Annotated in this window: 11 protein-coding genes and 1 pseudogene; 6 read left to right on the forward strand and 6 right to left on the reverse strand. The window is 60.8% G+C overall.

Annotated elements, in window-relative coordinates:
• Positions 1-18 precede the first annotated feature (18 nt).
• The gene (locus tag AC0VX3_RS21395) at positions 19-1692 is read right to left on the reverse strand and encodes a cisplatin damage response ATP-dependent DNA ligase (RefSeq protein WP_475522211.1); all 1674 of its coding nucleotides are present in this window, start codon (positions 1690-1692) and stop codon (positions 19-21) included.
• Positions 1693-1901: 209 nt separating this feature from the next.
• On the opposite strand from AC0VX3_RS21395, the gene AC0VX3_RS21400 reads away from it, so the two are divergent.
• The 3 genes from AC0VX3_RS21400 (at position 1902) to AC0VX3_RS21410 (ending at position 7570) form a co-directional block, all read left to right on the forward strand.
• Complete coding sequence (locus tag AC0VX3_RS21400) at positions 1902-3968, forward strand: DEAD/DEAH box helicase (RefSeq protein WP_475522212.1); 2067 nt, start codon at positions 1902-1904, stop codon at positions 3966-3968.
• A 768-nt stretch (positions 3969-4736) separates the two neighbouring features.
• Positions 4737-7304, forward strand: coding sequence for a tetratricopeptide repeat protein (locus tag AC0VX3_RS21405; RefSeq protein ID WP_475522213.1), 2568 nt, complete (start codon positions 4737-4739; stop codon positions 7302-7304).
• Positions 7305-7309: 5 nt separating this feature from the next.
• Entirely contained in the window at positions 7310-7570 is a 261-nt protein-coding gene (locus tag AC0VX3_RS21410; protein ID WP_475522214.1) for a hypothetical protein, read from the forward strand.
• A gap of 94 nt (positions 7571-7664) precedes the next feature.
• Here AC0VX3_RS21410 and AC0VX3_RS21415 read toward each other — a convergent pair whose 3' ends face one another.
• A complete protein-coding gene (locus AC0VX3_RS21415) occupies positions 7665-8501 on the reverse strand; it encodes a MipA/OmpV family protein (protein WP_475522215.1) in 837 nt (278 codons plus the stop codon).
• Between the two features lie 299 nt (positions 8502-8800).
• Between AC0VX3_RS21415 and AC0VX3_RS21420 the strand changes: the two genes are divergently transcribed.
• The gene (locus AC0VX3_RS21420) at positions 8801-9451 is read left to right on the forward strand and encodes a TetR/AcrR family transcriptional regulator (protein WP_475525225.1); all 651 of its coding nucleotides are present in this window, start codon (positions 8801-8803) and stop codon (positions 9449-9451) included.
• Positions 9452-9538: 87 nt separating this feature from the next.
• Here the strand turns inward: AC0VX3_RS21420 and AC0VX3_RS21425 are convergent, their stop codons facing one another.
• A complete protein-coding gene (locus AC0VX3_RS21425; protein ID WP_475522216.1) occupies positions 9539-10021 on the reverse strand; it encodes a DUF4440 domain-containing protein in 483 nt (160 codons plus the stop codon).
• A complete protein-coding gene (locus AC0VX3_RS21430) occupies positions 10014-11057 on the reverse strand; it encodes a ligase-associated DNA damage response exonuclease (protein WP_475522217.1) in 1044 nt (347 codons plus the stop codon). Before AC0VX3_RS21430 ends, AC0VX3_RS21425 begins: the two co-directional genes overlap by 8 nt.
• 151 nt (positions 11058-11208) lie before the next feature.
• Between AC0VX3_RS21430 and AC0VX3_RS21435 the strand changes: the two are divergent.
• Positions 11209-13714 (forward strand): annotated as a pseudogene (locus tag AC0VX3_RS21435) (ligase-associated DNA damage response DEXH box helicase).
• Positions 13711-14448, forward strand: coding sequence for a ligase-associated DNA damage response endonuclease PdeM (gene pdeM / locus AC0VX3_RS21440; RefSeq protein WP_475522218.1), 738 nt, complete (start codon positions 13711-13713; stop codon positions 14446-14448). The pseudogene AC0VX3_RS21435 and the gene pdeM overlap by 4 nt, the downstream one beginning before the upstream one ends.
• Before the next feature lie 100 nt (positions 14449-14548).
• Here pdeM and AC0VX3_RS21445 read toward each other — a convergent pair whose 3' ends face one another.
• Together AC0VX3_RS21445 and AC0VX3_RS21450 are read right to left on the reverse strand one after the other, a co-directional pair.
• Positions 14549-15328 carry a TIGR02186 family protein gene (locus AC0VX3_RS21445; protein ID WP_475522219.1) on the reverse strand — a complete coding sequence of 260 codons (780 nt, stop codon included), beginning with the start codon at positions 15326-15328 and terminating at the stop codon, positions 14549-14551.
• Positions 15325-16254: a sulfite exporter TauE/SafE family protein gene (locus AC0VX3_RS21450; RefSeq protein ID WP_342894500.1), complete on the reverse strand. Its 930-nt coding sequence runs from the start codon at positions 16252-16254 to the stop codon at positions 15325-15327. Before AC0VX3_RS21450 ends, AC0VX3_RS21445 begins: the two co-directional genes overlap by 4 nt.
• Between the last annotated feature and the right edge of the window lie 6 nt (positions 16255-16260).

Raw genomic sequence — 16260 nt, forward strand, 5'->3', positions numbered from 1 at the left:
CAATCCCGTGCCCGATTGTCAGGTCCGGGCCGGATCCTGCTCCGGCAGCATTGCTTCAAGCGTTTCGAGGCGATCGGCTTCGGCGGGTGGCTTGTCCCACCTCAGCCTGGATATGCGCGGGAACCGCATGGCGACCCCGGACTTGTGCCGTCCGGACCGATTGAGCCCTTCGAACGCGACCTCCAGAACCAGTCCGGCATCCGGACCATGCGCGACCTCGCGGACCGGCCCGAACCGGTTGACGGTGTTGTTGCGCACGAACCGGTCGATTTGCCGGAGCTCGTCGTCGGTGAAGCCGAAATAGGCCTTACCCACCGGCACCAGTTCAGGGCCGTCTTCACCGTCCCGCCAGACGCCGAACGTATAGTCGGAATAAAAGGAAGAGCGTTTGCCATGGCCACGTTGCGCGTACATCAGCACGGCATCGATCAACCGCGGCTCCTGCTTCCATTTGAACCACAGCCCCTTCGGGCGTCCGGCGGCATAGACCGAATCCCAACGTTTCAGCATCACGCCTTCGACGGCCGCTGCGTCGGACGCGGGCAGATGTTCATGCGGGCGCGCCCGCGCACCTGCGATTGCCTGCCAGGTCCCGGCGTCGGCCATGGGCGACAGGTCAATTTTTGTGTCCGCCAGACCGGCGACAAAAGCCTCCAGCCTGGCGCGTCGCTGCGAAAAAGGCAGGGCGCGCAGGTCTTCGCCCTCAAGGTCGAGGATGTCATAGGCCCGGATGGCGGCCGGGTAGTCCCGGATCAGTTTCGGTCCGGCTGTCTTGCGGTTCAGGCGTTTCTGGAGATCGGAGAACGGACGCACCGCGCCGTCCGACACAACGAGAAGCTCACCGTCGATGCAGGCATCAAAGGTCAGCAGTTCAACGATGTCCGGGAACGCCTTGGAAATATCCTCTCCCGTCCGGCTGAACAGGCGGCGGACGTTGCCCGCCTTGTCAGAGCGGCCCGCGGCTGCCTGGACGCGGATGCCGTCCCATTTCCATTCGACTGCGAAATCGCTGGCCCGCAATTGCTCAAGGTCCCGGTCTTCATCAAGGGGATGGGCCAGCATCACCGGCCGGAACGGCGCGGGGTCGTCGTTTTCCGGCGGGCCGGCGCTTCCCTCCACCCAGGCGAACAGATCCCGATAGGGCACGGACAGCCCATGCCAGACTTCCTCGACCTGCGCCACGTCCAGCCCGCCGAGCCTGGCTACGGCGGATTTCGCAAGGCGGGCGGACACGCCGACCCTGAGGCCGCCCGTCACCAGCTTCAACAGTGCCCAGCGGCCGGTTTCGTCGAGGGCGTCCAGCCAGCCGGTCAGGAGATCCGGCATTTGTGTCCTGCCCGTTTCCTCCAGTTGACCGACGACCTGCGACAGGGAGGGCGCCTCCGGCGTACCGGCCGATTGTGCCGGCAGGGCGTCCTGAGATCGTGGCCACATCAGCGCGATGGTTTCGGACAGGTCGCCGACGAAATCATAGGACAGGGCAAACAGATGCGGATCGGACCGGTCACTGATCAGGGACCGCAGCAGGGCCGGTTTCGCGTTCTTGAAAGCGAGACCGCCGGTCAGGGCCGCCAGTGCGTAGCCCCGGTCCGGATCCGGGGTCTCGCGCAGATACCGCATCAGCAGCGCTTCCTTGGCAAGGCGCCGAGGTTCAAGAGAGAGCCTGTCCAGCAACTGGGAGAATGCGCGCATGACATCAATACCGACCGGAAAACATGTTTTCACCAGCGCTAAATGCATCTGCAATCGCCAGCGTCAAGGCTGCCATGCGTCATCCGGGATGGACGGAGCCGGCTTTTGCCTGTATAAGCCGCGGCCATCCTATGGCTGATGCAAGATCGGCCCAATCCGGTAGACTGCTGAATGGCATGCAGATGATCCGGAGCAGTTGAAAGATTTCGATGACCGATATGACGTCTCTCGCCCCGGCACTCAAGGCCGCGCTGGCGAAACGGGGCTATGAAAGCCTCACTCCCGTACAGCAAAGCATTCTCACGGATGCCCCCGAAGATGCGGATCTGCTTGTTTCCGCGCAGACCGGATCGGGCAAGACCGTCGCCTTCGGCCTTGCGCTGGCCCCGACCCTGCTTCAGGGCGAGGACCACCTCGGCCGGGCAGGCGCACCGATAGCGCTCGCGATCGCGCCGACCCGGGAATTGGCCCTGCAGGTCAAGGAAGAGCTGACCTGGCTCTACCAGGATGCAGGCGCCACCACGGCGTCCTGTGTCGGCGGCATGGATCCGCGCATGGAACGGCGCACGCTGGACCGGGGTGTTCACATCGTGGTCGGCACGCCTGGCCGCCTGCGCGATCACATCGAACGCGGCGCCCTGGATCTTTCCGAAATCCGCGCAGTGGTCCTCGACGAAGCCGACGAGATGCTCGACATGGGCTTCCGGGAAGACCTTGAGTTCATCCTCGACGCTGCGCCCCGCGAACGGCGCACGCTGATGTTCTCCGCAACGGTGCCCAAGCAGATCGCCGAACTTGCCAAGCGGTTCCAGAAGGACGCTGTGCGCCTGTCGACCATCAATGCGCGCGAACAGCATGGCGATATCGACTACATCGCCCATCCCGTTGCCCCGAACGAGCGCGAGAATGCGCTGATCAACGTGTTGCGCCTGCACGATTCCGACAAGGCCATCGTGTTCTGCTCGACCCGAGAGGCCGTCAGCCGGCTGACCTCCCGTCTCGCCAACCGCGGCTTTTCCATCGTGTCCCTGTCCGGTGAACTCAGCCAGGAACAGCGTTCCAGCGCGCTGGCCGCCATCAAGGACGGCCGTGCCCGGGTCTGCGTCGCCACCGATGTGGCGGCCCGCGGCATCGATCTGCCGAACCTCGACCTCGTCATCCATGCGGATCTTCCGACCGGCAAGTCCGCGCTTCTGCACCGGTCCGGCCGTACAGGCCGCGCCGGGCGCAAGGGCACCTGCGTGCTCATGGTCCCCTTCCCGCGCCGCCGCCAGGCCGAGCGCGTGCTGCAATTCGCGGGCATCAAGGCCACCTGGAAAGGCGCGCCGACGGCGGACGACATTCGTGCGAAGGACAAGGAGCGGCTGCTTGCCGACCCGGCCCTGAGCGTGGAGCTTGAAGAAGAAGACCGCGCCATCGCGCAGGAGCTGCTGGCTCTGCACAGCCCGGAACAGCTTGCCGCCGCCTTCGTCAAGCTGCGCCAGTCCCGCCTGCCGGCTCCCGAGGAGATCGGCGAACTCAACGAGTCCGCTCTGAAGGGCCGGGACGCGGGCGCGCGCGGCGGCCGCAGCGCCGAAATCACCGGCAAATTCGAGGACGGTGTGTGGTTCTCGCTTTCCCTCGGACACCGTCAGCGCGCCGAACCGCGGTGGATCCTGCCGCTGATCTGCCGGGCGGGCCATGTCACCAAGAAGGAAGTCGGCGCGATCAAGATCTTCCAGAACCAGCTTTACTTCGAGATCGCCGGCAGCCACGGCCAGCGTTTTGCCGAGGTAATCAAGCGCGACGGCTCCGGAGAAGAAAACGCCACCATCACCCTTCTGGATGCGCGCGGCGGCAAGATCCCGTCCCCTCCCAAGGAAGACGATGACCGGCGCGGCCGTTCCGGTCCGCCGAAACGCCGCTTCAACAAGAATGATGCTCCGGACTATGAAAACATGGGGGCGGAGGACACGCTGAAGCCGAAAGGGCCGAAGCGCGGCCCGAAACGGGACTTCGATGCCCCGCGCGGCAAGCCGCGCCGCCGGACCGACGACAAGGATGCGGTGCCCAATCATCCGGCCTATGAACCGCTGGACATGAAGGCCCTTGCCAAAGACCTCGACGGCACCGACGGCGATGCGGCCCGCAAGCCCAGATCAGCGGATGCTGGCGAGGGCGAACGCCGCAAGCCGCGCACCCGGGCAGCCGCCAAACCGGCCGCCGCGAAAAAGAAAGCCGCCAAGAGGAACAAGCCGTCACGCTCCGAGCGCAAGGCCACCAAGGCGAAGACTTGAACGAAAGGCCGGCGGGAAACCCCGCCGGCCTTTGATCTAGTCTGATGCCGGTATCGACCGGATGTACCTTGCTGCTTCAGTAGGGCCCGCTCTAAAGCATATCATTGCCAATTTGAACCCGGCGCTCAGGACAAGTTCGCTGTGATTGCGCAAACTCATAATCTGCGATCAATCAGCTGCCGGCTCCCCGGAAGAGCTGCTCCGGTAATCTTCCCAAAACCAATGGGTTGGAAATTGGGCTTCTCCAGCCTTTGATTCGCTTGCAGCAAGACATGGGACACGATCAATGAAACTGAGTCAGGCTACAAAAAGTTCATTTTCAGAACCCACCCAAAATGGGAAGATTACAACTACACCAATATGATTAGACTTAATACTGAATGAAAACTTTCTCAATAAAAATTTTCCGCCTCTGCGTAGTAAATATCTTCCAAATATTTTTTGCGATTTAATGTTACTCTGCGAGCCGTTTTGATACTGCTTCTTGCCGGTTGAACTCGAAGCATCATTTTGCACATTAACTAACCTGGTCCCAAATTGCCTTTCGGTTTGAGCTCGGCGAAGGTCGGGAGCTATTCTTTTCGGGACGTTTGTGACAAGCGAGCCAACTCCCCAGCTCTACCATTCGCGATCGATGATGCGGCAAGAGTTGTCTGCGACAGTGTGATGCTCACTGCGCATCACGAGCAGACCGATTTCGCGCCATGCCTTGCGACTGGACGACCTTACGGTCCAGATATACCCTAATTGGGTTTCATGAGGTGAGTGATGTATCCTTTATTTTTCTCAGTATCTAGTCTAGACGTTGGTTTTGCGGAAGCGACTTGGAAAGGCTTCCCCGACGACTGGGTCTATCTCTATTCTAAGACCGGTCGCCACGGCGTTCGTATGTGGGACGAAATCGCGCTCGAAGAGCTTCCAAATTCTAAAGTCGTGGTTGTTTTCTGGTCGAAAAATTTTCCCGAAAGTCCCGGTTGCGTTCGAGAGATCAAGCAGGCTGCGAGGCTTTATCGCTCCGGATCGCATATTCCAATTATACTCCGCCTTGACGCCCACCCGCTGTTTTGGCGGGAAGGTATGGACGAGGAGCAAAAACTTGTTTTTGACGCTCTGAAACCACTTGCCGAGTATCGTGCTAGTGACCCGGGCGTAACCGCTCAGCAAGCGAAAGCTCTGATCTCTGAAGTGGCCGAGCCGATACTGAAATCCGATCACCCTCGACTGCCGCGCCACCGTATGGTTCAAACCTTGCGTAAGACGCTTGAGAAGGACAGGTTTTCCTTGACTCCGGCGTGCTGGGTTTCCGGTTTCAACGGTATTGGTCGAGAGACACTCGTGCGGAGCGTGAACCGAGACCTTCTCCCTAATGGTCTGGGTATCGTCATAGAGGTGAACGAGGCAACGCTCCCGCGCCAGCTTCTTCTGAGGATCGAAAGCGAAGCATTCGGTGCAGACATCGCGCGACTGGAGCAGTTGAACAAGGCCCCGAACGGCGATGACATTCAGCTGGTTGCGGACGCGGTGGAGCGCATTGCTGCTAGCGGCAATTTCCTGATCCTGAGAAATGCGTGGCTCGTGCAAGAAGGCGTCGAGGTGCCAGAATGGATCGACGAAATCGCCGCCAAATTGCGGCCCGAAACACGAACGAAGCTGTTTATCATTTCCCAGCTTCCGCTGACGGGGCAACGCCTGATTGAGAGCCGGGGCTTTATGGCACCTTTCCGTGTTTCGACCATTGATGAAGTCGAGCTGACTGAATTCTGCTTTCAACTCCTTGGTCATTTTGATCAGAATCCGCATCGCTGGCAAGATGAAGACGTGATGCGTATCGTGCGAGCAGCGGGCGGAAACGTTGGATTTCTGGTCTCGCTCGTGCGTTCGGCCGCACGGATTGAGAATTTCGATGACATCGACGCGATGCTGGCACAAGAAGACGAGCGGCTAGCCGAGTCCATATCCACCTATCTGAGCTGGGCCTTTGGTCAGTTGAGAGGGGATCCAGAAGAGCGAAAAACCTTGATCTTCCTCAACGACGTATCACCCTGCCACATAGCCGATCTGGAAGCCGCAGTGCAGCCAACGGGTTCCATGCTTCGAGTGCTGAGCCGCTTGATTGACTTCGGCCTCGTTGAGCGCGAAACGGAAGAACTTTATCGCCTGACGCCGCTTCTTGTCAGACGAATGAACGCAAGCTTGATCCGCCCGGAACTAGTGAAGTGGGTCGAAGAAGCGCGGCGGATTTTCGCCAGCAAGCCATTCGAGGTACACCTGTCAAACGAAAACGGTAATCACGAATATATCCGGCTGGAATCAAGGATACAGGCCGCGTTACTGTCCAAAAACGTGAACCTTCCGGATAGTATTAGCAGCTTCGTTTCGGCAGCGCACTGGTTTCAGGCAGGCATACGCCTTTATCACGCTCGGAAGTACAAGCCAGCGTTTCGCCTTCTAAAGATGGCGCACGAGAAGCGCGGTCAATTCCGTGATGCATCGCGAATGGAAATCGATCGCTACTTCTGTCTGGTGGCCATACGCATGCGAAAATATCCATTAGCGGAACAATGCATCCAGCGTCTTAACGCCGATCATCGCAGTAAGCCAATTGCTGCGTTCTTGAAGGCAGACTTGTATGAATACAAGCGAGAGTTCCACGAAGCGATTCCTGCATACGAAGAAGCCTTGAAGTTAAACTCGGACAGAAATCGACGCCGCGAGTTTATCTATCGACCCCTGATCCGCTGCATTCTGAGAAGCAAATTCCCGAAATACGCACGCGCCGAGCAACTCGCAATAGAATACGTAAAACTCAAACGCACCGTATTCAGTCTATCCTCTATTTCGCGGGTCTATCTGGAGTGGAAATACTTAGGAAAAAAGATGGAAGACGAGGTTCCAGCAAACATCGATGGGCTTTATCGCAGCGCGCTTAGCAACTTGGAGGATCACCCCGACGCAGGAGCGGCGCCCTTCGAACTCTATGCGGAGGAAGCTAAGTTTACCGGTGATTTTGGCTCCGCTCTCAAACATATGGACCATGCTATCAAGGTGGCACCGGAACGTTTCCAGTTGCGCGACACGCGCTGGCGATTAATGGTCGAATCGGGGAAGCGTGATCTGGCGAAGGTAGTCGTAAGGGAGCTTGATGAAGCGCGAAACAATCAATCCTACGACGGAATATGGCCATCCTACGTTGGTTCACTTGCCGAAACCTACGTGCGTGCTCTGCTCGCAAGCGGGCAACCTGTGATGCAGGTCAATGGATTTGCACCCGAGCTTCAGAACGGAGGTGAACTGGGTGGTATCATCGCCCGTACGAAGCGAAAGCAGAATGGCTAGGCCGTGTGGACGGATTTGATCAAGATGAAGGCCGCGGCGATTGCGATGATAGACCGGAAGTTTCTGGCGGTTTTCTCGCAGCGCAGGGCGACGCGTTTACAGACGGCGATGCGCCCCGCAAGCCCAGATCAGCGGATGCTGGCGAGGGCGAACGCCGCAAGCCGCGCACCCGGGCAGCCGCCAAACCGGCCGCCGCGAAAAAGAAAGCCGCCAAGAGGAACAAGCCGTCGCGCTCCGAGCGCAAGGCCACCAAGGCGAAGACCTGAATGAAAGGCCGGTGGGGGATCCCACCGGCCTTTCATCTTGACCGCTGCCGGCACCGGCCGGCTATGCCTTGCTTCTTCACAAGGGCCAACTTCCCTAGAAGGAATAAGACAGGCCCAGTCCGGCCATGAACTGGTCGGCCGAGCCTTCTTCCTTGACGATCGGGCTGTCGGCAGCATCACCCAGAAGCCTTGAGTACCGCAGCTGGCCCATCACGCCCCAGCGCTCGGTGATCCTGTAGTTCGCCATCATGCCGAACCCGACGTCCTTCAGGCCGCCGGAGGCTTTATAGGCCGAAAGACCGGAGCGGGCCGCCCCGGCGCCTGAGACCCCGAAATAGGCGTCCATGTAGCTGTCGGTCGCAAAACCGGTAGAGACATTCACCCCGATCCGGGCACGCTCTGTCACCACGACCGAGTAGGACGCTCCGATCGTTCCCCTTGTGCCATCGGTGCCGCCGCTGATATCGGCCATCAGTTTCGCCGACAGTTCAAGCATGTCCGATTGCGCCAGCAGGCTGTTGAACCTAAACTTGGCGAACCCCCCTATTTCAAATGCCCCGTCGACGGCATCGAGCCGGTCAACGACATCGTTGGAGACATCGTCGCGGCCAAGATTGTAGCCAGCTATCGGACCCAGCTGAAAGACGGCATCAGGCCGCAGGTTCAACGCCACTTCAGGCCCCAGGATCTGCAATTCGACGCCATAGGCCCTCACGGTGGCGAAGGCGAACGGAATGGCGGCATATTCCGCGGAGCCTTCGAAATCGGGCGCGATGCCACCCCCCAGGAGAACCATTCCGTGAATTCCCTTCGAGCGCTCGTCATCGGCAGTCTTCAAGTCCGCTGCCAGGGCGGGCCCGGCTGCAAAGCTTGTCATTGCCAACTTGAACCCGGCGATCAGGACCAGTTCCCTGTGATTGCGCAAACTCATAACCTCCGATCAATCAACTGCCGCTTCACCGGAAGAACTGCTCCCAGCCGCGAGGAGCCCGGACGGCAGAGGGACTATGATTGAGTGCGGATTTTCCAGAAACTCGCTTTTCGCACCTGCAACATGGGCGATTTCAATTGCAGATAAATTTCTATAAATATTTGTTTTTATTTATATTATTTACATTCTGGGGCACAGGTCCAATTCCAGAAACGGCCTTTGCTCGCGTTCCAGTCACAATTCGACCCATCTTTGATCATTAAAGACGCGGAGCGATCAATCAGGGGGTCTGCGTGCAGATGCATCTCAAGCCGGGACAGCGGCGTCAGCCGAAACAACTTCGTTCACGCATGATGGTGGAAACCATCGTCGAGGCTGCCGAGCAGGTCTTTTCCGAAACCGGCTACGAACTGGCCACGACCAACCAGATCGCCGAACGTGCCGGGATCAGCATCGGCTCGCTGTATCAGTACTTTCCAAACAAGGATGCCCTCATCTTCGAGGTCCAGAAGGCCCATCACGACGAACAGTTGCGTGTCGTGGAAACCTGCATCGCCGACTCCCGGCATCTGCCATTTCGCGATGCCATAAGGCTTGTCGTCCATACAAGCCTCGTCAACCATTCGAAGTCCCCCAAACTGTACGCCGCCTTCGAGGAATGGGTCCCTGTCGGCACCAAAATGATCGACCGGACATATTTTGAGGAAAACATGGTGGTGATGCTCACCGAATTTCTGAAGGAAAGAACGCTTGTGAGCGACGGCGCGCGGCTGAAGCCGGCGATATTCGTCATCATGAACATGTGCCGCTCGGTGGTGCATGCGTTCGTTCACGCCGGCCAGGCCCGGTTCGGCCTCGATGAAATCGCGACCCATCTCACAGACAGCATTCTGGGATGTCTGCGGTCCCTGGAAGGTCAGGACCCTGAATTGAGTTCAGATTTGAGATGAATTCAAAGCTCCGGTGCCTCCCGAGCCTGCGCGTCAGCACTGCAGATGGTGACAAATCCCGTATTCAAACAATCACGGCGCGCCTGCTCATTCATTGACGATGCAGGCAATCACCCAGTCCGGCCCGTCCTGAATCAGCTGATAATGGCAGGTGAATTCGAAGACGGCTTCGCCATCGGTGGATTCCTGCGACCAGTCCAGAGTGACCAGGGCCGAGGAGCCGCTGACATGGCTGGAGACGACGTGAAAGTCGGAATGGCTGACGCCCTCCTTTTCCAGGGCCTTCAACAACGCCTCGATGTTTTCGATCAATTCCTCTTCGTCGTGAAAGACATGGCCTTTTTCGTGCTGCCAGATGACGGCAGGCAGGGCGAAGCAGTCGCAGATCCGTTCGATTTCATAATCGTTGAATCCGGCCTGGTAGTCGTCGAAGAGCTGTGCAATCGCTTCTTCCGCGTCTCCGTTCGCGCCGGACCCGGCACCGTCATCCACACCGTCATCCGCACCATTGCCGGCGCCCGCACTTCCACCGTCATCCGCCATGATGGCCTCCCCAGAACTGTTATGCATTGCGTCGGTCCGCCTCACTGTCCGCAGGCGGAACCGTGTCGGCGTCCTCGCCGTCATCATAGCCTATCATATTGAGAGGACGGGCGTTTCGTCCATTCAATTCACACCAGTGGACGAGCGCTTCCTCCGCGCCGTGGGTCACCCAGACCTGCTCGGCCCCGGTCTCGATCACCGTACGGCAGAGATCGTCCCAGTCGGCATGGTCGGACACAATCAGCGGCAATTCCGCGCCGCGCTGGCGGGCGCGGGCCCGCACCCGCATCCAGCCGGAGGCCATGGCCGTGACCGGGTCGCCGAAGCGGCGCGCCCAGCGATCCGAGAGTTGCCCGGGCGGGCAGAGAACGATTTCCCCCTTGAGTTCCTTGCCGCGCTTTCCGACCGGTTCCACCGGCCCGAGACCAACGCCTTGGCTTTCGTAATAGGCCGTCAGCTTTTCCAGTGCGCCGTGGAGGTAGATCACCCTGGTGTAGCCCGCCGCCCGAAGTTCGCCGATCACCCGCTGCGCCTTGCCGAGCGCATAGGCACCGACCAGATGGGTCTGGTCGGGAAACAGCTCCAGCGACGACAACAGCTTCGCGATTTCCCCGGAAGCTGGCGGATGACGGAACACCGGCAGGCCGAAGGTGGCTTCGGTGACGAACGTGTCGCACAGGACAGGTTCAAACGGCGCGCAGGTCGGATCGGGCTGACGCTTGTAGTCGCCCGATACGACCGTGCGCTGCCCCCGGGCGGCCAGCAGGACCTGGGCGGAGCCGAGCACATGACCGGCCGGATGCAGGGACACATCGACGCCGCCGACGGTCAGGACCTCGCCATAGCCGATGGCCTGCGCCTGACCGCAGAAGTCCGCACCATAGCGGATCGCCATGATCTCCAGCGTCTGCCTTGTCGCCAGAACGGCGCCGTGGCCCGACCTGGCATGATCGGCGTGACCATGGGTGATGATCGCTCTGTCGACCGGCCGGACCGGATCGATATGGGCGCCGGCCTCCGGGCAATAGAGACCCTGGGGCGTCAATGTGAGGAGATCAGACATCGCTAGCTTTATGGGTCGGCGTGGGACCAGTTCAAGCGCCGGGCGCTAAAAAAACCTTGTGAAACGCGCCGGGCACCGCCCTGAACACAAAGTGAACATACCGCCTCGCGCATCCCTCGCCTTTTTGTATCCGTTATCCTAAAACAGTGCCATGGCCGCTGCACTGCTTCCCGAAAAGTTTCAGACCTGGTTCGCCGCGCGGGGATGGGATCCACGTGCCCATCAGCTTGAACTGATCGATCATCTTTCTCTAGGTCATTCCACGCTCCTGATCGCTCCGACAGGCGCAGGCAAGACGCTGGCCGGGTTCCTGCCGAGCCTTGTCGAGCTGGAAAAACGCGGCAAGCGCAAGCCCGGCGCGGCCGGCAACGGCATTCACACGCTCTATATCTCCCCGCTGAAGGCTCTCGCCGTCGATATCGCGCGCAACCTGGAAGCCCCGGTGTCCGAAATGGACCTTCCGGTCAGGCTGGAAACCCGCACCGGAGACACGCCGTCGCACAAGCGTCAGCGGCAGAAGCTGAACCCGCCGGACATTCTCATGACGACGCCCGAGCAGATCGCCCTGCTCCTGTCGGACCCGGCCTCGGCCCGTCTGTTCGCCTCGCTGCGTACCGTCATTCTCGACGAACTTCATGCGCTGGTGACGTTCCAAGCGCGGAGACCTGCTGGCGCTCGGGCTGGCCCGGCTGCGCAAACTGGCGCCGGACCTTAGAACCGTCGGCCTGTCGGCGACCGTTGCCGAACCCGACGACCTCAGGGCCTATCTTGTGAACCAGCCCGATCCCGGAGCCCGCGCGTTTTCCCATGTCGTCGAGGTCGCGGGCGGGGCGCAGCCGGACATTTCGATCCTGGACAGCGAAGCCCGCCTGCCCTGGTCCGGGCACTCTTCGCGCTATGCCATCGGCGACATGTACCGGCAGATCCAGGCGCACAATGTCTCGCTGCTGTTCGTCAACACGCGCAGCCAGGCGGAGATGGTGTTTCAGGAGCTCTGGCGGATCAACGAGGACACGCTGCCGATCGCGCTCCATCACGGCTCGCTCGATGTCGGCCAGCGGCGCCGGGTGGAAGCGGCGATGGCTTCGGGATCCTTGCGGGCGGTCGTGGCCACGTCCTCACTCGACATGGGCATCGACTGGGGCGACATCGACCTGGTGATCAACATCGGCGCGCCGAAGGGCGCGAGCCGGCTGGCGCAGCGGATCGGCCGCGCCAACCACCGCATGGACGAACCGTCCAAGGCGGTCCTGATCCCTTCCAACAGGTTCGAGGTGCTGGAATGCCAGGCGGCGCTCGCGGCCTCCAGACGCGGTGAGCAGGACACGCCGCCGCTGCGCAAGGGCGCGCTCGACGTGCTGGCCCAGCATCTGCTCGGCCTCGCCTGCGCCGATCCGCTCGATGCGCTCGCCACCTTCGACGAGATCCGGTCCTCGGAAACCTATCGGCATCTCGACTGGGAGACGTTCGAGAAGGTGCTCGATTTCGTTGCGACCGGCGGCTATGCGCTGAAGAGCTACGACCAGTACGCCAGGCTGCGTAAGGGCAAGGACGGGCTCTGGCGCATCTCCCACCCGAAGATCGCGCAGCAATACCGGCTCAATGTCGGCACCATCGTCGAAGCGCCGATGCTGAAGGTGCGGCTGGTCCGCTCCAAGGCGGACGGGCGCAGGACACCCGTGGGCCGCGGCGGACGTTTGCTCGGCGAGATCGAGGAGTATTTCATCGAGCAACTGGCCCCGGGCGACACGTTTCTGTTCGGCGGTGAAGTGGTGCGCTTCGAGGGACTTCGAGAGAGCGAAGCCTATGTCTCGCGCTCGAAATCCGACAACCCGATGATCCCGTCCTACATGGGTGGCAAGTTTCCGCTGTCGACCTATCTCGCCGAAGGCGTCAGAACGATGCTGGCGACACCATCCTCCTGGGCGGCTCTACCGGAACAGGTCCGGGACTGGCTGGAACTCCAGCGAGACAAGTCGGTCCTGCCGGCGAAGGACGGCCTTCTGGTGGAGACCTTTCCGCGGGCGAACAAGAATTACATGGTCTGTTATCCGTTCGAGGGCCGACTGGCGCATCAGACCCTCGGCATGCTGCTGACCCGGCGCCTGGAACGCATGGGGGCCCGCCCGCTCGGCTTCGTGGCCAATGACTACGCGCTGTCCATATGGGGTCTCGGCGACCTGTCGCTGCTGTTTTCCTCCGGCCGCATTCAGCTCGACCGGTTGTTCGAGCAAGACATACTGGGGGATGACCTGGATGCCTGGCTCGCGGACTCCAGCCTGATGAAGCGGACATTCCGCAATTGCGCGGTGATCGCCGGACTGATAGAGCGCCGCCATCCGGGGCTGGAGAAGACGGGCCGGCAGGTGACCGTGTCCTCGGACCTGATCTACGACGTGCTGCGCGCCCATGAGCCAGACCACATTCTCTTGAAAGCCACCTGGAACGACGCCGCCGAAGGACTTCTGGATATCTCGCGGCTTGGGGAACTTCTTGCACGGATTCGGGGACGAATCACGCATACTCAACTTTTACACGTCTCGCCCCTCGCCGTGCCCATCCTTCTGGAAATTGGCAAAGAACCGGTCTACGGAGAGGCAATCGATACGCTTTTGGCAGAGGCGGCAGAAGAACTGGTACTGGAGGCCATGGAATGAGTGCCCTGATGTCGCACATGCGCAAATTCGCGGCTGCGCCGGTGTGTCACGACATTCAGATCAACGGCCAGTTGATCGGCCTGCATGACAGCGGCGTGCTGTGGTGGCCGGACCAGTCCATCCTTGTGGTTGCCGATCTGCATCTGGAAAAGGGCTCCAGCTACGCGCGCCGCGGCGTCATGCTGCCCCCCTATGACACCGGTGCCACGCTCGAGAAACTGGCCGGCGTGATCGACGCCTTCGATCCGGCCACGGTCATCTGCCTCGGCGACAGCTTCCACGATCCGGACGGATCCGACCGGCTACCCGCGCCCTACCGGGCAATGCTGACGACCCTGCAGCTCGGCCGCGAGTGGATCTGGGTCACCGGCAACCATGACCCGGTCGCTCCGGTGCGCCTGTGCGGCATCACTGTCGACGAGATCAAGATCGGTCCGCTGACCTTTCGCCATGAACCGGTCGAGAAAGTCGGCTCTTCGGAATCCGCCGGTGAAATCTGCGGTCATCTGCATCCGGCGGCGCGCGTGCGCCGGTTCGGACGCTCCATTCGCAGGGCCTGCTTCGTCACCGACGGCAGCCGCCTGGTCCTGCCGGCTTTCGGCGCGCTGACGGGTGGTCTCAATGTCACCCACGAGGCCTACAGCATGATCTTCCGCCGCCGGCAGTTTTCCGTCTTCATGCTCGGCAACGACCGGCTGTTCCCGTTCACGGCGTCCCGGCTCGTCGGGGACTGAGCGCTCCGGCAGCCGAAAGCCCTTTCCCTGACCCCCTCTCGTCCGGCCGCCCCTCGAGGAGGAGGACAGACTGGAATGCCGTTACGCAAAAGACATCCGGTCAATCCTTGCGGAAGATCACCCCGGCCAGCCAGCCTGTGAAAATCGCGAGGCCGACGGCGAGAATTCCGTAGACGAGCGGATAATTCTGAGCGAGTTCGAAGGTGATCTGCTCGAAACCCGTCTTGGCAACGGCCAGGGTCTGTTCGGTCTGCGACAGCACCTCGCCATGATGAAACAGGAAACTCTTCACCTTGTAGTCGCCGACGGGAATGTTCGCCGGCAGTGGAATCTTGGTCCGAAACATGGTGTCGGTCAGGAATTCGATCGAGGTCTGCTGCTCCGAATAGAGCCCGGTTTGCCTGCGCAACCGGATAAAGGCCTTGCGGAAATCGTCCCGGTCGGCCAGCGCCACGTTGGAAACGCCAGAGACCGCCAGGTTGATATGGTTGAGGCCGATCCCGAGATCGTCCAGAACCGTGCGGCTTGCCATCCGGCCGATATCGACGGAACTGGCGACCGCGTAGAAGGAGGGAACATTCTGGAAGCGTTCCGCCTCGCGGTTCACCCAGACACCGAGAAATCGCCCCTTGCGGCGGGTCGTGATGTCCTGCGGCGGGCCCTCCACGACGATGGCCAGTTCGTAGCCGCTGGGATCGTTCGGCTGACGCTCAATGTTGGTTGCCTGACCGAAGATGACGATTTCCGTGCCGGTGAAATTCGACTGGATCGAAATCACGTCGGAGGACAGCGCGGTCACCAGGTCAAGCGTCTGCCGCCCCTGGGCGGACGCTCCGGTGACGGCCAGCATGGCGCATAGGAGGAAAGCGGCGCGGATCACAGTCCGGCCCCCTTGCGCACGGCGATGGAATAGAAGTCATCGGGAACCAGAAGCAGGTCGATGGCAAAGCGCAGCCCGACCCCCAGCACAAGCATGGCCAACAGCAGGCGCAACTGGTCACCGCGCAGGTTCTGGCCCATGCGGGCACCGAATTGCGCGCCGATGACACCGCCGATCATAAGCGTCATCGCCAGGACGATATCGACGGTCTTCGTTCCCATGGCATGGAACACCGTGGCCGCTGCCATGGTGAACAGGATCTGGAACAGGGAGGTGCCGATGACGATGCTGGTCGGCACCCTGAGCAGGTAAATCAGCGCCGGTACCATCATGAAGCCGCCGCCGATGCCCAGGATGGTTCCCAGGAAACCAATAATGGCCCCCAGACCGACGACCGGAATGACACTGACATAGAGTTTCGAGCGGCGGAACCGGACCTTCAGCGGCAGTCCGTGAATCCAGTTGTGCTGGCCGGGCTTGCGGGCCTTCGGCGGCACACCGGACTTGCGCCTGCGGATGGCACGAATGGACTCGAACAGCATCAGCCCGCCGATCGCGCCCAGGAAGGTGACATAGGACAGCGAGATCACCAGATCGAGCTGGCCCGCCGCCTGCAGCACGTCGAACAGCACGACGCCGATGAGCGAGCCGAACACGCCGCCCGCCAGCAGGATCGTCGCCAGTTTCAGGTCGATCGCCTTTCGCCGCCAGTAGCTGACGACCGCCGAAGCGGACGAGGCGACCACCTGGGTCGTGACGGTCGCCACGGAGACCGCCGGGGGAATTCCGGAGAAGATCAGAAGAGGGGTCAGAAGAAAACCGCCGCCGATGCCGAAGAGCCCGGACAGGAACCCCACGGCGCCGCCCATGCCAAATATCACAAAGATATTGACCGGTAACTCGGCAATGGGCAGGTATAATTGCACAGGATC

The sequence above is a fragment of the Roseibium sp. QJM3NY_11 genome (genome assembly GCF_056173175.1).